The sequence below is a fragment of the Streptomyces sp. NPDC014006 genome, from assembly GCF_043088925.1.
Taxonomy (GTDB): domain Bacteria; phylum Actinomycetota; class Actinomycetes; order Streptomycetales; family Streptomycetaceae; genus Streptomyces.
Window position 1 is genome coordinate 188,553 of sequence record NZ_JBICAJ010000009.1, and the last position, 21,531, is coordinate 210,083.

Sequence of the window (21,531 nt, forward strand, 5' to 3'; positions counted from 1 at the left end):
GCGCCGCAGGAAGGGGTCACGCCATCTGCCGCCGCACCAGCTCGTGCAGCCGCCCTCCCGTGTCGGCGAGCAGCTGCGCGGGCGGCCCCTGCTGGGCCACCCTGCCGTTCTCCATCACGATCACGCGGTCCGCGTCCAGCACCGTCGACAGACGGTGGGCGATCACGATCCGCGTCGCGTTCAGCGCCTTCGTCGACTCGATCACCGTGCGCTGCGTCTCGTTGTCCAGGGCACTGGTCGCCTCGTCGAAGAACAGGATCCGCGGGCGCCTGATCAGCGCCTGCGCGATCATCAGCCGCTGCCGCTGCCCGCCGGAGATCGCCCCGTTGCCGGCGACGATGGTGTGCAGGCCCATCGGCATCCGCTGGATGTCCTCCGCGAGCCCCGCCAACTCGGCCGCCGCCATCGCCTCCTCCGGCGTGTACGGCTCGGTGCCGCAGATGACGTCCAGGATCGAGCCGGTGAACGGCTGCGCGTGCTGCAGCACCACCCCGCACTGCCGCCGTACCGCGGACTGGTCGAGGGCGGCCAGGTCCTGCCCGTCGTACAGGACGCTCCCCGAGACCGGCTTGTCGAAGCCGATGAGCAGGCGCAGCAGGGTCGACTTGCCGCAGCCGCTCGGGCCGACGACCGCCACGAACTCGCCCGGGCGCACCTCGAACGACACGTCGTCCAGGACGAGCGGCCCGTCGTCGGAGTAGCGGAACGACAGCCGGCGCGCCTCGATCGCCCCGGACAGCGGGCCCGGCCGGGTGCTCGCCGCGGCCACCTCGGGCGCGGCCTGAAGCACCGGCCTGATCTCCTCGAACAGCGGCAGCGCCGCCACCGCGGAGACGAACGCGCCGGTCAGCTGGGTGACCGAGGTCAGCAGCATCGTCACCGACGTGTTGAAGGTCAGGAAGTCGGCCGCCGACAGCGCGCCGCGCGCCGGGCCGGCCAGCAGCATGAACATCACCAGCGAGCACAGGGGCAGATACACCGCGCCCAGCACCGAGTTGAGATTCTTGATGCGCCCGAGCCGCTGCTGCAGCTCACGGCTGCGCGCGAACTCAGACGCCCACGCCGCGTACGCGTAGTTCTCGGCCGCCGCCACCCGCAGCTTCGGCAGTCCGCGCAGGGTCTGGAAGGCCTGGTTGTTCAGCTGGTTGGAGAGCACCACCAGCTTGCGCTGCCAGCGCACCTGCCACAGCCCCAGCGCCGTGAACACGCCCGCGATCACCACCAGCATGCCGATCGCCGCCATGGCCATGGGCACGCTGTACCACAGCAGCAGTCCCAAATTCATCGCGCCGATGGTGACCGACTGCGCCACCGACGGGCCGACGCCCGCCAGCAGCCGGCGCATCGCGCTGACGCCCATCGCCGCGCTGGCCAGCTCGCCCGTGGAGCGCTGCGCGAAGAACGTCGTCGGCAGCCGCAGCAGCCTGTCCCACACGGCCGGTTGCAGCGTGGCCTCGATGCGTCCCTCCAACCGCAGGATGGTGAGGTTCTGCAGCAGCATGAACGCCGCCGCCACCACACTGGAGACCATCACCGCCAGGCACACCTGCACGATCGGCCCGGACTGCGCCCGCGGCACGTACTCGCCGAGCACCCGGCCCGTCGCCACCGGCACCAGTGCGCCGATCGCCACCGTCACCAGCCCGGCCAGCAGCAGCCACGTCAGGTCCGAGCGGGTGCCGCGCAGTGTGAACCGCATCAGCCCCAGCGGTCCGAGTCCCTTCTCGGGCAGCGGCCGGTAGAACATCACCGCGCGCGGCTCGAACTCCCCGGAGTTCGCCTTCTCCACCGGTGTCTCCCGTCCGGTCGACGGGTGGACGGCGACGTAGCCGCCGCGCCGCCACAGCAGCGCCACCGGCGCACCGGACAGCGCCCGGTGACCGACCAGCGGGCCCGCGTTCTCCCGCCACCAGCGGCCGTGCAGGCGTACCGCGCGCGTGCGCAGCCGCGAGGCGAGCGCGACCCGCTCGACCGGGTCGAGGCGGTCGTCACCGGTGCCGGACTGCGGCGGTGCGGTCAGCGTGATCCCGGCGGCCTCGGCGACCAGCTTGCAGGCCGCGTAGGTGGCGTCCGCGTCGGCGGACGTGGTGCGCTTGGCCGAGGTGCGCCCGATGGAGGCGAGCAGGGTCCGGTCGGCCTGGGCGCGTACCGCCTCACCGGCCTTGATGCCGGCGGCCGTGCGGGTTTCGTGGGTGCGCTCCAGCTGCTCGATCCAGCGGTCCAGGGTGGCCAGCAGCCGGTACTGCTGATCGACCATGCCCTGCCACACCGCCGGGTCCATCAGCAGGTCGGCGGCCGCCTCCTGGCCGTACAGGGAGCCGTACTGGACGCTGCCGGGCGGCACCTGCATCCAGAACACGTCGTCGTCCGTGATCTCCGCCGGGCGTTCGTCGGCCATCGGCGCCTGGAACAGGATCGACAGACCGCGGCCCACGCCGAGTGCGAGGGCGTACTCCAGCGGGCTCGTCGTCGGCGGCACGTACTGGGGGTTGCCGTACTCGTCGTAGGACCAGGTCTGCGTCTGCGCGGGCTGGTACAGCTCGCGCAGCGCGATGCGGTGCACGACGCAGTCGCGCACCGGGCGGGCGACGAGCGTGTGCTGGGGACCTGCGACCGGCCCGAGCAGCAGCGAGCCCGCCTCCAGCCGGCCCAGGTGGTGCCAGTGGCCCTGCTCGGCGGCGTCCACCGCGAACAGGTCCAGCGCCCCGGCCGCGACCAGCCACAGCGTCTGCGGACCCTCCAGGTCCAGCCGGCCCAGGCCCGCGCAGTGCAGCGGTGTGCCCAGCTGCCCGAGCGCGCCGAGTACCAGGTCGCCTTCGTGTACGGCCGTCATCTCACCGCTCCCTGACCAGCGCCGCGTACGCGCCGCCGCGTGCCACCAGCTCCTCGTGTCGCCCGCGCTCCACGATCTGGCCGTGCTGGAGCACGACGATCTCGTCGCTGTCGCGCACCGTGCTCAGCCGGTGCGCGATCACCACGCAGGCGCAGCCGCGGCGGCGCAGATTGTCCATCACGATCTGCTCGGTCTCCGCGTCCAGGGCGCTGGTGACCTCGTCCAGGACGAGGATGCTCGGACGGCGCACCAGGGCCCGCGCGATCTCCAGCCGCTGGCGCTGCCCGCCGGAGAAGTTGCGGCCGTCCTGCTCCACGCGGCTGTGGATGCCGCCGGGCCGGCGCATCACCACGTCGTACAGGGCGGCGTCGCGCAGCGCCTCCAGCACGGCGTCGTCGGGGATCGACGGGTCCCACAGCGCCACGTTGTCGCGGACGGTGCCCTCGAACAGGAACACGTCCTGGTCGACGAAGGACACCGAGGCCGCCAGCGCGCCGCGCGGGATGTCCTCCAGGCGCTGACCGTCGATGCGGATCACGCCCTCCCACGGTGTGTACAGGCCCGCGATCAGCCGGGACACCGTCGACTTGCCGCTGCCCGAGCCGCCCACCAGGGCCACCTGCCGGCCGGGGCCCACCGTCAGGTCGAAGCCGGTCAGCAGCGCCTTGTCCAGCGGGCTGTAGCCGAAGGTGATGTTCTGCAGCTCGACATGGCCGTGCAGCCGGCGCGTGGAGTCCGCGCCGCTCTTGCGGTCGTAGAGCGGGTCGGCGCGGAAGTTCTCCACGTCCTTCAGCCGGGCCACGTCCGCGGCGAAGTCCTGGATGCGCCCCGCGACGCCGTTCAGCCGGGTCAGGGGAGCGGTGAACCGGGTCACCAGCGCCTGGAAGGCGACCAACAGACCGACCGAGATGTGCCCCTCGATGGCCCGCATGCCGCCGATCCACAGGATCAGCGCGCTGTTCAGCGTGGCGAGTGTCGGCGCGACCACGCCCAGCCAGGCGCTCGGCACCCCGAGCCGCTGCTGCTCCTCCAGCGTGGTGGCGTGCTGCCCGGCCCACTTGCGGAAGTAGCCGTCCTCGCCACCGGTCGCCTTCATCGTCTCGATCAGCTGCAGACCGGTGTAGGCGGTGTTCGTCAGCCGGGCGCTGTCCGCGCGCAGCTTCGCCGTGCGCGTCGCCCGCAGCCGGATGACCACCCGCATGGCGACGACGTTCAGCAGGGCCACGCCGATGCCGACGACCGTCAGCTGCGGGTCGTAGGTGTACAGCAGGAGCGCGTACAGCACGACGACCACCGCGTCCACGCCCGCCGCCGCCAGATCACGGGACAGGGTCTCGGCGACCTGGTCGTTGGACTGCAGCCGCTGCACCAGGTCGGCCGGGCTGCGCTGGGAGAAGAAGGTCACCGGCAGCCGCAGCAGATGCCGCAGGAAGCGGGCGCTGGAGAGCGTCGAGGAGATGATCCGGCCGTGGTGCAGGTTCGCCTGCTGCAGCCAGGTCAGTGCGACCGTGAGCGCGACGCACGCCGCCATGGACGTGAACAGCACGCCCAGCAGCGAGGTCTGCCCGCCGATCAGGAACATGTCGATATAGGTGCGGCTCAGCGCCGGCACCGCGGCGCCCACCAGCACCAGCAGCAGGCTCGCCAGCACCGCGGCCGGCAGGGTGCCCGCGGTGCCCGTCAGCCGGGCGGGCATCGCGCCCCACACGCCGGGTCTGCGACCGCCCGTGGTGAAGTTCTCGCCCGGCTCCATGACCAGTACCACACCGGTGAAGCTGCCGTCGAAGTCCTCCAGGGTCACGAACCGGCGGCCCTTGGCGGGGTCGTTGACGAACACGCCCCGGCGGCCGAAGCGGCGGCCCATCCCGTCGTAGACGACGTAGTGGTTGAACTCCCAGAACAGGATCGCGGGCGCCTTGACCTCGGCGAGTGCCGCCAGGTCCATCTGCATGCCCTTGGCGGTCAGGCCGTAACTGCGGGCGGCCTTCAGCAGGTTGGAGGCGCGCGAGCCGTCGCGGGAGACGCCGCAGGCGATGCGCAGCTCCTCCAGCGGGACATGCCGGCCGTGGTGGCCGAGCACCATCGCCAGGGAGGCGGCGCCGCACTCCACGGCCTCCATCTGCAGCACGGTCGGGGTGCGCACGGTCTTCCTGCGCGGCTTCGGCACGGACCGCTTGGGCGGGGCGGCGCGGCGGCGGCCCCGGGTCTCGGGAGCGGCGGTGGTCACGGCAGCAGCCAATCGACGGGACGCTGATCAGCCAGGTGGATCGAACCCGTGGCCAGGGTCATGGAGGTCAGGGGGTACGGCGGCCCGTCCGCGGAGGACCAGCGGTAGCCGCTCTTCGTGCGTGACGACGTGTCCAGCTCGACCGTGACGGCGACCGGGCGGCCCTTCTTCGTGAACTGCTCGCCGAGCTGGCTGTCCCCGAGGAACGCGCCGATGGCCTGCGCCGACTGGGCGGCGCGGTCCACGGACTTCACATGGCCGCGCAGTACGCCGTACTGCTGGGCCGGCACCGTCTGCACGGTCAGGTCCACGGCGGCGTGCGCGGGGATGGTGGAGGCGTTCTCCGCCGGGACGTACACGGTCGCGTAGAGCGGGTCGCCGGCGTGGGCGACCTTCTCCACGGCCGCGACGTTCGCGCCGGTGGAGATGATCTGCCCGATGGTGGCGGCGAGCGCCGTGATCCGGCCCGCCGCGACCGTGCGGACCGTGGTCTCGCCCTCGGCCGTACGGACCTTCAGCACCGGGGCGTCGGCGGGCAGCCGCGCGCCCTCCTCGGCGAGGACCGCCGTCACCTGTCCCGCGACCGGGCTCTGCAGGACGTAACTGCCCTCTCCGTGCGTGAGAACGGCCGGCGCGCCGACCGTGGAGGCCACGGAACCGGTCACCGCCCACACCGACGCGGCCACGATCGCGACCACCGTCACCGACAGCACGAGCCAGCCCTGCGGGCGGGCGAGACGCACCGGAAGATCGAGCTCCTCCGGCGACTGGAGCTTGGCGAGGGCCTGTTGGCGGAACTGCACGGTCACCTACATCGGGAACGAAAAGCCCTGGGCACACCCGTGGGTCCCGGAGCCGGGGGGCGGCTTCCGGGACCCGGGGAGCACAAAGGGTGCGATCAGAGACCGGCGACCAGGTTGGTGACCGGGGCGACGTTCAGGCCGGTGACACCCTCGACGGTGCCGACGGCCGTGTCCACCAGGCCGGCGACCGGGGCAACGCCGTTGACGGCACCGGTGACGGTGTTCAGGGCGTTGAGGGACAGACCGCCGGAGACGTTGTCGAGCTCGGCGTCGGAGATCTCGACGGTCTCAACCTGGGGGGTGGAGTTCATGATGGAACTTCCCTTCGTATGGGTATTTCACAAGGGGGTACCGGGGGCCACGGGGGATCCCTGCGGTGCGTTGGATAAAAGCACGCGGTGACCGCGCGATTCCAATCAACCATCGCTCTCACCTGGGCACTTGTGCCGCTCGCCGACCCAAAGGTGCAGGCGTGCGCACGCCGCGTCGGCGACTTCTTCACACCGTGCTCCGCTTCGTCGCACACCTCCGCTTGCCGCCCGCCGGCCGAATCGGACACATGGCGCAAACGAAGACCGGGCGCCGTGCGGTTGTGCAGATCCGCCGCGCCCGATGGCCTGGTTGAGCATTCGATGTGCAGATTCCCTGAAGCAGATATTCCGTTACGTGTCCGCAACCGACCGTCGCCGGACCGATACCGATCGTGTCAGCCGAGCAGCGCGTACACCGTGGTCGCGTGCGCGGCCAGCTCGCCCGACTCCGCGTCGACGAGGGAGACGTCCGCGAAGGCCATCCGGCGGCCCAGCTTGGTGAGCACCGCCGTGACCAGGACATCCGCACCCGTCACGGCGCGCTGGAAGGACGTCGACTGCTGCACGGTCGTCATCGGGACGTAGCCGTCGCGCGAGGCCGACACGGCGAGCACGGTCGCCGTGTCGGCGGCCGCCATCAGTGCCTGCCCCGACAGCGCCCCGCCCTCCCGGGCCAGCCGGTCCGACCAGGGCAGCCGCAGCACCGCCCGGCCCGCCTCGATCTCCTGCACCGACAGCCCCAGATCCAGCACCCAGGGCGCGAAGTTGCCGGCCAGGATCTTGTCCGCTTCCGCGGTGGTCATCGTCATGCAGGGGATTGTTCCCACGCGGCGCGCGCCACGCCCGTGTCCTGGCCGGATCACCGTCCACCCCGCGGCCGAATCCGTCTTCACCCGACGACCGAATCGCCGCCAGCGCCACGCGAGTTGACGCACCGCGTTGAACGCCTGGCCCGCCCCTTGCGTACCAACGGCCATCCAGGCGCCGCTGACAGGGCCCCGACCCCCACAACCCCCAGGAGGGCGAGAAGGTTGAGTCACAAGCGAATCCCGAAGCGCAAGGCAGCCATGGCGGCAGGCGGTGTGGCGGCGCTCGGCGCGGCGGCGATCCTGCTGCCCCAGGCCAACGCCTCACAGGACGGCGCCTCGGGCACGCCGGCCCCCCGCACGCTCAAGGCGGCCGACGCCCAGGGCCTGGCCGCGCAGCTCTCCGGACTGCTGGGCGACTCCTTCGCCGGCTCCTACTACGACGCGGGCAAGCGCCAACTCGTCGTCAATGTCGTCCCCGGCGACAACAACAACGTCGTCGCGCAGGCCAAGAAGGCGGGCGCGGCCGTCCGCGAGGTCGCCCACAGCCTGGCCGCCCTCGAGTCGGGCGCCCACACGCTGAAGGCGCAGGCCTCCATACCCGGCACCGCGTGGGCGATCGACCCGCGCACGAACAAACTCCGGGTCACCGCCGACCGCACCGTCACCGGCGCGCGGTGGGACCGGCTCCAGGCGACCGTGCGGCGCCTGGGCCCCGGCATGGCCACCGTGCAGAAGTCCGCCGGCACCTTCAAGACCTTTGTCTCCGGCGGCGACGCCATCTTCGGCGGCGGGGCGCGCTGCTCCCTCGGCTTCAACGTCACGGCGTCCGACGGCTCGCCCGCCTTCCTGACGGCCGGTCACTGCGGGGTCGCCGCCAAGCAGTGGTCCGACGCCCAGAACGGACAGCCGATCGCCACCGTCGACCAGGCCGTCTTCCCCGGCAACGGCGACTTCTCCCTCGTGAAGTACGACGACCCGAACACGCAGGCGCCGAGCGAGGTGAACGTCGGCGGCGGGCAGACCGTGCAGATCAGCCAGGCCGCGGAGGCGACCGTCGGACAGCAGGTCTTCCGGATGGGCAGTACGACGGGACTGCACGACGGGCAGGTCCTCGGCCTCGACGCCACCGTCAACTACCCCGAGGGCACGGTCACCGGGCTCATCCAGACGAACGTGTGCGCCGAACCCGGCGACAGCGGTGGCTCCCTGTTCACCCAGGACGGCCTCGCGGTCGGGCTCACCTCCGGCGGCAGCGGCGACTGCACCTCCGGCGGGGAGACGTTCTTCCAGCCGGTCACGACGGCACTGCAGGCGACGGGAGCGACGCTGGGCGCGGGCGGCGGTTCCGCTGCCGGAACCGGCGGCGCGGGCCAGGGCGCGGGCGATCAGCAGGCCGGCGGTGACCAGCAGGCCGGCGGTGACCAGTCCGGCAGCGGCGCGGGCGACGGTTCCGGCGCTCAGGACGGTTCCGGCGCGGGCGACGGTTCCGGCGCTCAGGACGGTTCCGGCGCGGGCGACGGCTCCGGCGCTCAGGACGGCTCCGGCGCGTCGGACGGCTCCGCGCTCACCGGGACCAACTGACCTCGCCCCACCCCGAACCCCCTGACCGGCCTCACCCGCGGTTCCCGGCCGGCAGGGGAGACGGTCCGGCCCTCCGGTGGGAGGGCCGGACCGCTCACAGCGCCGCACACCGCCGTGCCCCCGCCCCCGTCTCACCGCGCCCGGAGCAGCATCAGCGCCACGTCGTCGATCCGTTCCTCCCCGGCCGCGTACTGCGCGACGAGACCGTCGGCGAGTTCGTCCAGGGGCACGTTCCCGCAGGCGGCGAGCCGCTCGGACAGCTCGGCCAGCGCGTCCCCTATGTCGGTGCCCGGGGACTCGATCAGCCCGTCGGTGTACAGCAGGAGCAGCGCACCCGGCGCCAGTTCGACCTCGGTCGTCGCGTACGCGGCCGCCGTGTCGATGCCCAGCAGCGGACCGCCCGCCCGGTCGAGCACCTTCACCCGCCCGCCCGGCCGGCGCAGCAGCGGCGGCGGATGCCCGGCCCGCGCCATCACCGCGCGCCCATGCCCCGGGTCGAGCCGCAGATACAGGCAGGACGCGAACAGCTCCGAGCCGAGCTCGATCAGCAGCCGGTTGGTGGCGCTCATGACCTCACCCGGGCTGTGCCCGACGGTCGTGTACGCCCGCACCGCCGTGCGGATCTGCCCCATCAGCCCCGCCGCCGTCACGTTGTGCCCCTGCACGTCGCCGATGACCGCCGCCGCCAGCGGCGGGGAGGGCACCAGATCGTAGAAGTCGCCGCCGATGTCCATCCCGCGGGTCGCGGGAAGATAGCGGGCGGCGGCGTCGATGCCGGGCAGCCGCGGCAGCGAGTGCGGCAGCAGCGCCTCCTGCAGCCCGTGCGCCAGCTGGTGCTTGACGTCGTACAGCAGGGCACGTTCCAGGGCCTGCGCGATCAGCCCTCCCAGACTCGTCAGCACCGCCCGCTCGTCGGCCGGGAAGGGATGCGGCTCGGTGTAGGCGAGGACGCAGGTGCCGACCGGCCGGCCGGAGGCGATGAGCGGCAGGTACGCCCAGGCCGCGAAGCCGTCAGGGGTGGCCTGGCGGGACGGGTACAGCCGCTCCAGCTCCGGCTGCGAGGCGAAGAACCCCGGTACCCCACTGGTGAGGGCCTGTACACCGGGCGTCGGTTCGGTCAGCGGGGTGCCGTCGAACCGCTCCACGATGTGCGCGTCCGGGTAGCCGCGATGTCCCAGCACGTGCAGCCGGCCGGCCCGCGAGCCGAGCAGCACGACGGCCCGGCTGCCGATGGCCGGGGCCAGCTCCTGTGCCACCAGCTCCACCACGTCCTGCACGCCCACCGCCTCGGTCAGCGCGCCGGCCAGGCTCAGCACCTGCGAGATGGTCACCAGCCGGGACGGGGCGTCCCCGGGCTGCGGACCGGCCCGGTACAGCTCCGACACCGCCCGGGCCCGGGAGATGCGCACGCTCAGCCCGGTCGTGCTCGGATACAGGCGGAACGACAGCCAGGTGCCGGGCGGGCGCATCGCCACGAACGACGTGACCTGCTGGCTGATCAGCGCGGCCCGGTAGCGGTCCTCGTACATCGGATCGCGCAGCCAGGGCAGCGTGGCCCACGGCTGGTTGCCGAGCAGCGTGGCGACGTCGACGCCCAGCAGCTCGGCCGCCGCCGCGTTGGCGAAGGAGACATGGCCGTTCAGATCCAGCGAGCACAGCCCGTACGGCAGCCGCGCCACCATCCTGGCCGCCTCGGCCGAGCCGAGCGAGCCGGTCAGGCCCTCCGGGGGCGGCGTGGCGAGCAGATCGGGTTCGGGCCGCAGCGGCCGGCCCTCGGTGGCGGCCCGCTCCAGCTGCCGTGCGAGACGGTCGCAGGCCTGGGCCAGCCGCCGCAGGTCCTCCCCCTGCGGCTCGGCCGGACGCCCGCCGGGCCAGGTGACGAACACCGCCCCGTACACCGCGGAGTCGGTGGCCACCGGCAGCGCGGCCAGCCCGAAGGGGTAGGGGAGCACCACCGAGATGCGGGGGTAGCGGCGGGCCATCTCCTCCTCGCCGCCCACCCAGACCGCGCGCCGCTCGCGGGCCGCCTCCGCGACCGGGATCGGGGCGCTCAGCCCCACCCGCTCCCACGGGGCGGCGAACGCCCGGGGCAGCCCGACCATCACGGCCATCTCCAGCACCGGCTCGTCGGGAACCCGCAGGTACACCGCGCCCGAGTGCGCCCCGACGTCCTCCAGCATCGCCGTCAGGGCCAGTGACAGCAGCGGCCCGCCGCCGGGCTCCCGGGGGGCCGGTCCGCGGTCCGGCTCCTCGTGGGCCGGCGCTGCCTGCCCGGGCGGCTGCCCGTCGCTCACGCCGACCACCTCCTCGCCCGCCCGCGTGGGCCGCGGACCCGGCGTTGAACGGATTCCCCGCGGGCAGGCCGGAAAGCCCCGGGGAGGTCCCAGGGAACAAATCTGCCTTGCCGGGCCGAGCCGCGCACGGCGAGCGCCCGCGAGCCGCCGCGACGGCGGGGGCACCGGTCGTCGCGGCGGCCCGCCGCGCGGGAGGATCGGCTGCCGACGCCCCCGCGCTCACGCGACCGAACCGACTACCCCCCTTGCGGTCGATCATGCCCGGGCAGTCGAGGCGCGGGGCGGTGCACGGGCTGTGCCTGTGCGCCCCCGCGCCCCGCGTTGGCCGGATCTCCGCCACCGGGGTACGTCACGAACGCCAACAATGGGGCACGCGTTCACCACTATGACTGCGGCGCAACAAGGAGAAGGGACAGCGGTGATCCGGGTACTTCTGGTCCATGACGCGTCTTTGGTGCGGTCCGTCCTCGCGGACTGGCTGCGCCGCGAGGACGACCTGCGCGTCTACGACACCTCATGGCGCGCCGCGCCGGGCCGGGTGCGGTCGGTACGGCCCGACGTGTGCGCCGCGGACCTGGAGTGCTACGACGCACCTGGCGTCCCGCCGCTCGGCGAGCTGTGCAGGCGTGGCGCGGCCGACGGGACGGGGCCACGGCTGCTGGTGCTGGCCGACGCGCACCGGCCGGGGATGCTGAGAAGAGCCAGGGAGGCGGGGGCGCTCGGCTACATCGGCAGGAAGGGCGCGCCCGAGCGCCTGCTCGAGGGCATCCGGCGTGTCGCCCAGGGGGAACGTTTCGTCGACGACTCGCTCGGCTTCGGCTTCCTCGAGGCCGCCGAGATGCCGCTGACCCGCCGTGAGCTGAGCGTGTTATCCCTGGCCGCCGGTGGCGCATCCGTCGCCGAGATCGCCGGGAGCCTGCACCTGTCCCACGGCACGGTGCGCAACTACATGGCGGCCATCACCCGCAAGACCGGCGCCCGCAACCGCGTCGACGCCATCCGCATCTCCCAGGGCCAGGGCTGGGTCTGAGGGAGTGGCCCAGGGACCGACCAGCTCGCGATAGAGCGGTGAGCGGGCCGGCAGCTCGCCGTGCGTGCCGTACGCCGTGCGCGGGCCGTCAAGCACCAGCACACGGTCGGCGCGCCGCGCCGAACTGATGCGGTGCGCGACTACGACCAGCGTGCCGCCGGCGCGCTGCGCGAAGGCCCGCTCCGCGCGCTCCTCCGCCTCCGCGTCCAGGTGGCAGGTCGCCTCGTCCAGCAGCACGAGCGGCGCGTACGACAGATAGGCCCGGGTCAGCGCGATCAGCTGCCGCTCGCCGGCCGACAGTGCCGCCGGGTCCACCGGCGCACCCGGACCGCCGAGCCGCTCCAGCAGGGATGTGAGCCCGACCGCGTCGGCCGCCGCGAGCAGCTCCGGCTCGGGCACCGGAGCCGGCCGCAGCAGACCGAGGTTCTCACCGAGGGTGCCGCTGTGCACGTACGCCTCCTGCGGGACAAGGACGCGCAGGGCGGCGGCCCGTGCCGAGGGCACCGGCGCGCCGTGGACGCGGATGTCGCCGCGCACGGGCTCCAGCAGCCCCGCGACGAGCGCGGTGAGCGTCGACTTCCCGATGCCGCTGGGTCCGACGACGACCAGGTGGGCGCCGGGCGGGAGCGTGAGGTCGAGGTCGTCGATCACGGGGGCGGCGCCGGGGCCGTACGAGAAGGTCACGCCGGTCAGGCGCAGAGCGGGTTCGGCGGGCGCCGGGGCCGGTGCGGGCACCGGAGCCGGCGCAGGGCCCGCCGCGCCGGTGCGGTCCGCGGGCCCGCGCACCCCGACCGTCCCCTGCGCACCGCCCGGCCTTCCGGCGTCCGTCCGAGGTGCCAGCCGGCGCAGGACCACCGTCAGCCGGGCGCCGCTCGTGCCGAGGCCGTGGATGAGCGTGCCCAGCGCGGGCAGCAGGGACTGGGTGACGTAGGCGAGGGCGCCGACCAGGGCGCCCGGGGTGACACCGCGGTCCAGGAGCCAGGGCGCCGCGGCCGGCAGCAGCACGGCCGGCAGATGACCGCCGACGGCGAGGGCCGCCGTGCGCAGCACGGAGAAGCGGGCCAGGGACCGCGCGGCCCGCAGTTCGGCGTCGACGTCGGCCCCGACGTCCGCCGCGATCCGTTCCTCCGCCCCGGACGCCGTGATGTCCCGCATCCCGGGACAGACGGCGCCGAGGCGGGCGGCGAGCGCCTCGTCGGCGGCGAGGTAGGCCTCCTGCCGCCGCGCCAGCGGCCGCAGCGTCGCCGCGAACAGCGCCACACCGGCGGCCAGCGGCGGCCCCACGACGAGCAGCAGGGGCGGGGCGAGAGCGAGCAGCCCGGCGACCGCGCCGACGGACGTGAACACGAACGACCGCGCCACCATCACCAGCCCGGCGAACGTGTCCCGGGCGATCTCCACCTGCTGCGTCAGCCCGGACAGCGCCCCGTCGTCCGCCTCGCGCACGCCGCGCGCCACCACCCGGGTCACCAGCCGGTCCCGCAGCGGTTCCACCAGGGCGGCGACGGCGCCGTACACCCGCCCGGTGCCCAACGCGCCGACCAGCACCCCCGCGCCGGCCACCGCCAGCCAGACCAGCCCCGTCCCGGACCGCCCGGCCAGGAACCCGTCGTCCAGGGCGCGGGCGAGGGCGTACCCGAGCAGGAAGGTCTGCCCGGTCTCCAGCACCGACCAGCCGGCCAGCCGCAGCAGCACCCGCCACCGCCGGTGCAGAAAGCGCGTCCCCCGCGCGAACAGCCCGACGCCCGCGGCCGTACGTCCCGCGCCGCTCATCGCCGTACCCCCTCCGGGTCCGCGCCGGCGAACATCGCCCGGTAGCCGGGGTCCCGCCACAGCGTCGCGTGTGGCCCCACCGCGCGGACACGTCCGCCGTCCAGCCAGGCCACGGCGTCCGCGCGGGCGGCCGTGGCGGCGCGGTGGGCGACGAGCAGGCGGGTGCCGTGGGTGCCGGGGGCGGTCAGCGCCTCGGTGATGCGGTGCTCGGTGACCGTGTCGAGGCTGGACAGCGCGTCGTCCAGGACGAGCAGCCGTCCGCCCCGGGCGAAGGCCCGTGCGAGGCCCAAGCGCTGGGACTCGCCGCCGGAGCGGGGGGCCTCGGCGCAGGCGGTGGCGTACCCGGCGGGCAGGCGGCGCACGAAGTCGTCGGCGTGGGCGGTACGGGCCGCCTCCCGGATACGGGCGGGTGAGGGGTGCGGCAGGCCGAGAGCGAGCGCGTCCCCCACCGTGGTGCCCAGCAGTACCGGGCGGTCGAAGGCGCAGGCCACCGCGGTCCGCAGCTCCTTGTGGGACAGCTCGCGCAGGGGCACCCCGTCCAGCAGGATCTCCCCGGCGTCCGGGTCGGCGAGCCGTGCGGCGAGCGCGGCGAGCAGTGACTTGCCCGTTCCCGAGCGGCCGACGAGAGCGAGGGTGGTCCCGCCGGGCACGACCAGGTCGACCCCGTCGAGCACCGTGCGCTCGCCGCGACGCGCGCTCACCCCGCGCAGCTCCAGCCGTCCCGGCCCACCCCGCGGCAGCCGGCGTCCGCCGTGACGCGGGGCGGGCACGGCGTGCAACTCGCCCAGCCGTCCGGCCGCCGCGCGGGCCCGTGCCACGGCGGTGAGCCGGCCGACGAGCGCACCGACACCGGTGGCGAGGACCGCGTACCGGGACGCCGCGAGCAGCTCCCCGGCGGTGAGCCGGTGCCGCGCCAGCAGCAGGCCCGCGACCGCCACCACCGCCAGCTGCAGCAGGGGTGCGACCGCCACCGCCTGCGCGGCGGCCCGGCCCTGCACCCGCCACATGCGGTGGCCCGCCCGGGACAGTTCGGGCAGCGGCGTCAGGATGCGGGCCGTCTCGCGCTCCTGGAGCCCGGCCGCGCGGATGGTGCGCCGGCCGGCGACGGCCTCGGCCAGTGTCGCCGCCATCCGTCCCTGCACCCGCTGGTAGTCGGCGACGCAGGCGGAGGTGTCGCGGGCCAGGGCGCGCAGCAGCAGGTAGAGCGGCGGTGCCCCGGTGAGCAGGACGACCGCCAGCCACGGGTCGATCACCGCCAGCGCGACGACACCCCCGGCCGGGACCGCGATCGCGGCCGGCAGCGCGGCGCGCGCGGCGGGTGCCGTTCCGGCCGCCGTGGCGTTGCTGACCAGCCGGGCGACCAGCTCACCCGCCGGGAAGCGGTCCTGGGCGCGGGGGCCGAGGGCGAGCACATGGCCCGTCGCGCGGCGGCGCAGCCAGGCCGTGGTGCGGGCGTCGACGGTGCCGTGGAGCACGGTCTCGGCCGCGTCCAGCACGGTCGTCAGCAGGACGAGGGCCGTGCACAGGAGCACCCAGCGGGTCGCGGGCTCGTGCGCCAGCACCAGGTCCAGGGCCCGGCCCAGCGCGGCGGGCAGCAGGAGTCCGGCGCCGGCCGACGCCACGGAGGCCACGGACAGCGCCGTGCGGCGGGCCGCGCTGTGCCGGGCGGCGTCGCGCAACAGTGCCGCGCTCTCGCGGGTCACCGCGTCGCCTCGCTGGTGTGGACGTGGCATGCCGGCTGCTCCCGGAGAAGAGTGAGGGCCCCGGGTGGCCCCTCCTTCAGCGGAAGGGCACACCCGGAGCCGTGGTCACGCGGTGGGCGTCACAGACAGAGCAGAACGCTCGCCGCGCTGATGCAGGACAGCAGGCTGACGGTGCTCGCGCCGCCGCCGTTGTGCTCGTCGGACTCCATCGTCTGCAGGTCGAGAAGAGCCATGATCGTGTCCTTTCGTCATGGGGACAGGGGTGGTGTCACGACCGCGGGACTGCGGCCGCGTCTTCAGGGCCGCGTGAGCGGCGGGAGGAACGGCAGGTGTGCCGGGCCGGGGCCGTCGAGGGCCGCGCCGAGCGCCAGCAGACAGCCCGCCGTTCCGGTGGCGAGGTCCATGGCGAGCCGCATCATCTGATGGCCGGGGAAGGCGAGTTGGCCCTGGTAGGCCATCGCGTACCAGCCGAGTCCGGAGATCTGGCCGGCCAGGTGCTCCGGTGCCGCCCCGGTGCGGCTCAGGTACGCGATCATTCCGGCGCGGCCCTGGAACAGCCCGGGCTGCGCGTAGAAGCGGGAGGTCGCGGCGGTCAGCACGCCCGCCCGTACGGCGGCGAACTCCTCGGCGGCCTGCGGCGCATGGACGAGGAAGTCGTCCAGGACCATGCCGATCCCGACGCTGCCGTCACCGGCGTAGGGCAGGGTGCGCCAGCCCTCGTCGACCTCCAGCGAGCCGCCCGGCCGCACCACGCAACGCTCGAGGTCGCGCTGCAGCGCCACACCGGCCGCCCGCAGCAACTCCGCCTGGCCGGTGCGCTCGTACTGCCGCAGCAGGAACAGCGCCGGCCCGCTCGCGCCGCGCAGCAGCCCGGCCCGCCGTTTCGGCGCGGGCGGTTCTGCGAGGCGCCCGACCAGGATCCGCGCGGCCTCGGAGGCCCGCTCGCCCAGCTCGCTCTCGCCGGTCGAGTCCGCGAGCGCGCCGAGGACCAGGCCGAGCCCGGCCAGGCCGCCGTGCAGGTCGGACGACAGGTTCTGCCAGCGCTCGTTCAGGATGCTCTCGACCAGGTCAAGGGCCCGTTGCCGGTGGCCCAGCAGCTCCAGTACGTGGGCGACGCCCGCGAGACCGTCGTACAGGCCGAGCGGGGTGCCCGCCGGTGCCGGGTCGCTGTGGTCGAGCAGCCAGCGCTCGCCCTTGTCGTAGCGTTCGGCGCCGGTCGCCGCGAGCGCGTACAGCACGCCGGCCGCGCCGTGGGCGAGGCCGAGGCCGCCGCCGTCGGAGAACTGGGCGATGTCGCCGGGGAAGAGCCGGTCGTCGCGCTCCGGGGTCGCCGAGGCGAGGATCGCCTTGGTCATCGAGTCCCGGCTGTGCGGCCAGTCGGCGGGATCCACGAGCGGGACGGATCCCGCCGGCCGGCCGGTCGTGCCCCGGGTGATCTCGGCGACCGCCTCCGCCAGGAAGCCGGCGGGCACCTGCGGGAACTCACGCGCGATCACCTCGGCGAGGTGGGCCGCCTTGCCCCGGTCCACCACGAACAGCGTGGTCACCGGCAGGAACAGCGCGAGCCGCAGGCAGGCCAGCGCGTAGCGGTCCACCTCGACGCCCCGCCGGTCGGGCGGCGCGAAGAACCCGGGGTGGGCGACGACCTGGCGGCCGTGCTCCTCGACCGGGGCGGCCGCCTCGAAGTCGATCAGGTACACGGACTCCTCGTCGGGGGCGACCATGATGTTGAACACGTGCAGGTCGTTGAAGACGACCCCGCGCGCGTGCACCTTCTCCACCGCCTGCTCCACGGCCCGGTGGATGCGCACCGCCCACGCCGTGTACGCGGCGACCTCGCCGGGGTCCGGGTCCGGCGCGAGCAGCGGATGCCGTTCGGCGAAGAACGCGTTCAGCGGCCGCCCCTCGACGAAGTCCGTCACCAGGAACCGGTGGTCACCGAGCGTGAACCAGTCCCGCACCTCCGGCACGACCCCGGTCCCCGCCAGCCGCTCGAGCGCGTCCCTCTCACGCTCCAGCCGGGCGATCGCGTCGGCTCCGTCGGAGGCCAGCCCCGCGTGCGGCCGGCCCTCCTTCAGCACCACCTTGCGCCCGTCGCGGGTGTCGGTGCCCGCGTACACCCCGCCGCCGTTGGAGAAGTGCAGCGCCTTGTCGATGCGGTACGGCAGCTCACCCACCGTCGTGGTGTTGCGCGCCGCCAGATGAGGCTGGAGGAACTCGGGCAGCGTCACCCACTCCGGCACCTGGAAGGAGGGCGAACGCCGGTCCGGTACCAGCCGGCCCTCTCCGTCGCGCACCGCCGGCACCAGCGCACCGCGCTCGTCGACGACGTAGGAGCGCGCGAAGGCGCCGTAGCGGACGTACAGCGGGCCCTCGCCCCAGCGCAGGTCGGTGAGGATGTAGGGGCCCTCGAAGCCCTCCAGCAGCTCGCCCAGCTCGCGCAGCACGGTGTGCAGCTGCTCCTCGCCGTCCGGGTAGACGGTGACGAACTTGCCGCTGGTGTCGCGCCCGGCGTACTTGGCGTTGCGCAGGTGCAGCAGGTGCGGGCCGGGCACGAACTTGAACGGGATGCGGCGGGGCACGCAGTAGTCCCACACGATCGCCGCGATCTTCTCGGCGTTCGCCCGGGTGGCCGAGGCGTGGATCTTCCAGCCCTGGGCCGGTCCGGAGTGCGGGTGGCCGTCCGCGGTGAGCGGGGTCAGCGTCAGCCAGTCGCCGACGCGTGCCGCGCTCCAGCCCGCGGGCACCTCGCGGCGCGCCGCCGCGAACAGCGGTGCGGCCTGCTCTCCGCCGTCCGACAGCCGGTCCGGCGTGTCGTAGAAGTGACGGTCCGCGAGGGCGTACACCTCGTACCGCTTGTCCATGCGTCCCCCTCCGTGGTCCGGCCTCGAGGTTTCCAGTGAGTGACCGACCACCGAAAGTCACGGGTGTCACCACATCACCGTGCAGAACGCATGCGTCAAAAGATGTTCGGATCGTTTCGAGCAGCTCACGCGCCGGGGCGCGGCCACGGTCGCAGGGGCTGCGCCCGCGTGCGATGCGCGCTGTAATACCGACGTGGTCAGTGAGGGAGCTGCGGGACACAGCACGCGGACGCTGCGTGCCGAAGGTGCCCTCAAAGCGCTCGCCTCCGGCCCCGACTCACCCGAACGGATCAGGCAGGTCCTCGAACAGGCGCTGGTGTTCGCCGGCGCCCAACTGGCCGCCGTCTACACGCCCGACGAGGAGGGCGACCTGCTGTGCCTGGTGGAGTCCGCCGGGGTGCCGAGATCCGTGTACGGACTGCGCGAGAGCTACCCGGTGTCCGGGCGCTCCCCGGCCGCCGACGTGCAGCGCACCGGGCACGCGGTGTGGCTCGGACCGCGCGAGCTGGCCGCCCGGGCGCCGTCCCGGCGCGTCCCCGCGCTCGACTTCCACCTGGCCGCGCTGCCCCTGCACGGCACCGGCGGCTGCCTGCTCGCCGTCAGCGAGGACAGCGGCGGCTTCGGCACCGAGGCGCGCACCTGTCTCGAACTGGTCGCCGCGGCCGTCAGCGCGCCGGTGCCGGCCACGGCCGCCGAGGCCGGAGAGCTGCCCGCGAACGCCTTCAGCCTCGCCATGGACAGCGGGCGGGTCGCGGTCGGCGACGGCATCCTGCGGCTGTTCGGGCTGGCCCGCGAGGACTTCGACGGCAACGTCGAGACGCTGCTGCGCCTCACCGTCCCCGAAGACCTGCCCGCGCTGATGTCCGTCGTCGAGGCAGACCACATGTCGATCGGCGACCGTGAGCTGGAGTTCCGGATCCTGCAGCCCACGGGAGCGCCCAGATGGCTCAGGCTGCACGGCCGGCTGCTGCCCGGCGGCGAGGGCCGTACCGCCCGGCTCGTCGGCACCGTCGAGGACACCTCCGTGCTGCGCTCCGACGTCACCGACGTGGCCCGGGTGCAGCGCCTGGCCGCCACGCTGGCCACCGCCGGCACCGTGCGGGACGTCAGCCAGGCCGTCGTGTCCGCCCTGCGCGGGCCGCTGCGGGCCGACCGGATCGCGCTCGCCGAGCTGGAGGGCGACCGGCTCATCGTCACCGTCCTCGACCCGCCGGAGCCCGAGGCCTGGCCCGAGCTGTGGCGGCTGGAGTGGCGCGCCGAGTGGCCCGACGCGCCCGTGCGCGCCATGCCCACCCTCGCCGCCGCGCTGCGCGAGGGCCGCGCCCGGATCTGGCCCGCCGGCACCGCCCTGGAACCCGCCCTCGCCGAGGTCGGGCCCGGCGGCCTCGCCGTGCTGCCGCTGCCCGCCGGCAACCGCATGGCGGGCGCCTGTCTCATCGGCTGGGACACCCCGCACGACTTCGGCCCCGACGAGCGCGCCCTGCTCACCGCCTCCGCGGGCCTCGCCGGGCAGGCCCTGATGCGCGCCCACGCCTTCGACGCCGAGCACGAACTGGTCGGCATGCTCCAGCGCCAGCTGCTGCCGCGCCGCCTGCCCGCACTGCCCGGCGCCGTCGCCGTCGCCCGCTATCTGCCCGCCACCGCGGGCCTGGAGGTCGGCGGAGACTGGTACGACGTGATCCCGCTGCCCGACCACCATGTCGCCCTGGTGATCGGCGACGTGCAGGGCCACAGCACCGCCGCCGCCACCGTCATGGGGCAGATGCGCACCGCGCTGCGCGCCTACGCCGTCGAGGGCCACCCGCCGGACGTGGTCGTCTCGCACTCCAACCGGCTGCTGGCCGACCTGGAGACCGACCTGTTCGTCACCTGCGCCTACGTCGACCTCGACCTGGAGTCGGGCTCCGCGTGGTGCGTACGGGCCGGGCATCTGCCGCCGGTGCTGCGCCACCCGGACGGCAGCACCGAGATCGTCGAGTCCGACGGCGGTCCGCCGCTCGGTGTGCTCCCGCAGGCGGACTTCCCGCTCGGCCCGCTGTCCCTGCGGCCCGGCACGGTGCTCGCGCTCACGACGGACGGCCTGGTCGAGTCGGTGGACGCCGACATCGACAGCGGCCTCGCCCGGCTCGCCCGTGACCTCGGCGGCTGCGCCGTCGACGACCTCGGCACGGTCGCCGACGCCCTCCTCGGCAACGCCCACCGCAGCGACGACGTCGCCCTGCTCCTGGTGCGCTACGACGGCATGGCCTCGCGCCCGCTGCGGGAGAGCTGGACGGTGTGGCGGGTCCCGCAGGCCGTCGGACACGCCCGCCGCTTCACCCGGCGGACCCTGCGCGTCTGGGGCGTCCCCGCGTCCGACGTGGACGCCGTGCTGCTCGTCGTCTCCGAACTCGTCACCAACGCCCTGGTGCACACGGGCGGACAGGTCCGCCTCGGCCTCACCCTGGTCAACCACCGGCTGCGCATCGCGGTCACCGACGCCTCCCCGCGCACCCCCGTCAAGCCGACCAGCATCGGCTGGGAGGCCACCGGCGGCCGCGGCATCCTCCTCGTCGAGGCCGTGTCGGACGCCTGGGGCGCGGTCCCGGTCAGCGGCGGCAAGCAGGTCTGGAGCGAGATCGACCTAGCCCGCTGAATCCCCGTGTCACCGGCCGTCTGCGGGTAACCCGGCTCCCGCACACCCCCTTGCGAAAAGGAGTACGTCATGACCCAGCACGTCCGCGACATCATGACCGCCGACCCGGTCACCGTGGAGCCGCAGGCCTCCGTCACCTCCGTCGCCCGGCTGATGCGCGACGAGGACCTCGGCGCGGTCCTGGTGACCGACGGCGACGACCTGCGCGGCCTCGTCACCGACCGTGACCTGGTGGTCCGCGGCATCGCCGACGGCGGGGACCCCGAGCAGACCACCGTCGCCGGCATCTGCAGCGACGACGTGGTCACCGTCGGCCCCGACGACGACCTGAACCTCGTGATCCGCCTGATGCGCGAGCACTCCGTACGCCGCATCCCCGTCGTCGACCACGGCCACCCGGTCGGCATCGTCTCCCTCGGCGACACCGCCATGGAACGCGACCCGGACTCGGCCCTCGGCGACATCAGCGCGGCCCGCCCCAACATCTGACGGCACCCCCGCCCCCGACCGCGTCCGCGATGCGCACCCGAACGGGTGCAGTGGGCTCAAGACACGGGTGGTTCCCCCGCCGCCGCGTGCCACAGGCATGCCGGCGGGGGAGGGTCATCTCCGGTGGGTCGGCGGACACGGGAGGTACAGGGACGTGGAGCGGCACGGCCGGTCGGAGC

The 21,531-nt window shown here is 74.2% G+C and carries 13 protein-coding genes and 1 pseudogene; 4 read left to right on the forward strand and 10 right to left on the reverse strand.

Annotated elements, in window-relative coordinates; all coding sequences use genetic code 11:
* Window positions 1-16: 16 nt before the first annotated feature.
* The 5 genes from ACF1GV_RS28865 to ACF1GV_RS28885 form a co-directional block, all read right to left on the reverse strand.
* Window positions 17-2,833, reverse strand: a complete 2,817-nt coding sequence (locus ACF1GV_RS28865) for an NHLP bacteriocin export ABC transporter permease/ATPase subunit (protein ID WP_391686099.1) — start codon at window positions 2,831-2,833, stop codon at window positions 17-19.
* 1 nt (window position 2,834) lies between these two features.
* Window positions 2,835-5,060: an NHLP family bacteriocin export ABC transporter peptidase/permease/ATPase subunit gene (locus tag ACF1GV_RS28870; RefSeq protein WP_391686101.1), complete on the reverse strand. Its 2,226-nt coding sequence runs from the start codon at window positions 5,058-5,060 to the stop codon at window positions 2,835-2,837.
* Window positions 5,057-5,863: an HlyD family efflux transporter periplasmic adaptor subunit gene (locus ACF1GV_RS28875; RefSeq protein ID WP_391686451.1), complete on the reverse strand. Its 807-nt coding sequence runs from the start codon at window positions 5,861-5,863 to the stop codon at window positions 5,057-5,059. The genes ACF1GV_RS28870 and ACF1GV_RS28875 overlap by 4 nt, the downstream gene beginning before the upstream one ends.
* A 95-nt stretch (window positions 5,864-5,958) precedes the next feature.
* A complete protein-coding gene (locus ACF1GV_RS28880; RefSeq protein ID WP_391686103.1) occupies window positions 5,959-6,174 on the reverse strand; it encodes a type A2 lantipeptide in 216 nt (71 codons plus the stop codon).
* Window positions 6,175-6,569: 395 nt separating this feature from the next.
* Entirely contained in the window at window positions 6,570-6,983 is a 414-nt protein-coding gene (locus tag ACF1GV_RS28885) for a PaaI family thioesterase (RefSeq protein ID WP_391686105.1), read from the reverse strand.
* Between the two features lie 222 nt (window positions 6,984-7,205).
* Between ACF1GV_RS28885 and ACF1GV_RS28890 the strand changes: the two genes are divergently transcribed.
* Window positions 7,206-8,564, forward strand: coding sequence for a S1 family peptidase (locus tag ACF1GV_RS28890; RefSeq protein ID WP_391686107.1), 1,359 nt, complete (start codon window positions 7,206-7,208; stop codon window positions 8,562-8,564).
* 131 nt (window positions 8,565-8,695) lie between these two features.
* Here the strand turns inward: ACF1GV_RS28890 and ACF1GV_RS28895 are convergent, their stop codons facing one another.
* Window positions 8,696-10,867, reverse strand: coding sequence for a SpoIIE family protein phosphatase (locus ACF1GV_RS28895; RefSeq protein ID WP_391686109.1), 2,172 nt, complete (start codon window positions 10,865-10,867; stop codon window positions 8,696-8,698).
* 679 nt (window positions 10,868-11,546) lie between these two features.
* On the opposite strand from ACF1GV_RS28895, the pseudogene ACF1GV_RS28900 reads away from it, so the two are divergent.
* A pseudogene (locus ACF1GV_RS28900) lies at window positions 11,547-11,804 on the forward strand (LuxR C-terminal-related transcriptional regulator); the annotation flags it as partial.
* On the opposite strand, the gene ACF1GV_RS28905 reads toward ACF1GV_RS28900, so the two are convergent.
* From ACF1GV_RS28905 to lanKC, 4 genes are all read right to left on the reverse strand, one after another.
* Complete coding sequence (locus ACF1GV_RS28905) at window positions 11,727-13,661, reverse strand: ATP-binding cassette domain-containing protein (protein ID WP_391686111.1); 1,935 nt, start codon at window positions 13,659-13,661, stop codon at window positions 11,727-11,729. The pseudogene ACF1GV_RS28900 and the gene ACF1GV_RS28905 overlap by 78 nt on opposite strands.
* Window positions 13,658-15,394: an ATP-binding cassette domain-containing protein gene (locus tag ACF1GV_RS28910; protein WP_391686113.1), complete on the reverse strand. Its 1,737-nt coding sequence runs from the start codon at window positions 15,392-15,394 to the stop codon at window positions 13,658-13,660. Before ACF1GV_RS28910 ends, ACF1GV_RS28905 begins: the two co-directional genes overlap by 4 nt.
* Window positions 15,395-15,483: 89 nt before the next feature.
* Window positions 15,484-15,597, reverse strand: a complete 114-nt coding sequence (locus tag ACF1GV_RS28915; RefSeq protein ID WP_391686115.1) for a SapB/AmfS family lanthipeptide — start codon at window positions 15,595-15,597, stop codon at window positions 15,484-15,486.
* A gap of 63 nt (window positions 15,598-15,660) precedes the next feature.
* A complete protein-coding gene (gene lanKC, locus ACF1GV_RS28920; RefSeq protein WP_391686117.1) occupies window positions 15,661-18,228 on the reverse strand; it encodes a class III lanthionine synthetase LanKC in 2,568 nt (855 codons plus the stop codon).
* A gap of 193 nt (window positions 18,229-18,421) precedes the next feature.
* Here lanKC and ACF1GV_RS28925 point away from each other — a divergent pair, with 193 nt between their 5' ends.
* Window positions 18,422-20,863, forward strand: coding sequence for a SpoIIE family protein phosphatase (locus ACF1GV_RS28925; protein ID WP_391686119.1), 2,442 nt, complete (start codon window positions 18,422-18,424; stop codon window positions 20,861-20,863).
* A 69-nt stretch (window positions 20,864-20,932) separates the two neighbouring features.
* Window positions 20,933-21,352, forward strand: a complete 420-nt coding sequence (locus ACF1GV_RS28930; RefSeq protein WP_391686121.1) for a CBS domain-containing protein — start codon at window positions 20,933-20,935, stop codon at window positions 21,350-21,352.
* The last annotated feature ends 179 nt before the right edge of the window (window positions 21,353-21,531 follow it).

Coding starts and splice junctions, on each gene's coding strand:
- ACF1GV_RS28930 (WP_391686121.1), top strand. CDS start 20,933: ATGACCCAGCACGTCCGCGACATCATGACCGCCGACCCGGTCACCGTG.
- ACF1GV_RS28885 (WP_391686105.1), bottom strand. CDS start 6,983: ATGACGATGACCACCGCGGAAGCGGACAAGATCCTGGCCGGCAACTTC.
- ACF1GV_RS28880 (WP_391686103.1), bottom strand. CDS start 6,174: ATGAACTCCACCCCCCAGGTTGAGACCGTCGAGATCTCCGACGCCGAG.
- ACF1GV_RS28905 (WP_391686111.1), bottom strand. CDS start 13,661: ATGAGCGGCGCGGGACGTACGGCCGCGGGCGTCGGGCTGTTCGCGCGG.
- ACF1GV_RS28910 (WP_391686113.1), bottom strand. CDS start 15,394: ATGCCACGTCCACACCAGCGAGGCGACGCGGTGACCCGCGAGAGCGCG.
- lanKC (WP_391686117.1), bottom strand. CDS start 18,228: ATGGACAAGCGGTACGAGGTGTACGCCCTCGCGGACCGTCACTTCTAC.
- ACF1GV_RS28865 (WP_391686099.1), bottom strand. CDS start 2,833: ATGACGGCCGTACACGAAGGCGACCTGGTACTCGGCGCGCTCGGGCAG.
- ACF1GV_RS28915 (WP_391686115.1), bottom strand. CDS start 15,597: ATGGCTCTTCTCGACCTGCAGACGATGGAGTCCGACGAGCACAACGGC.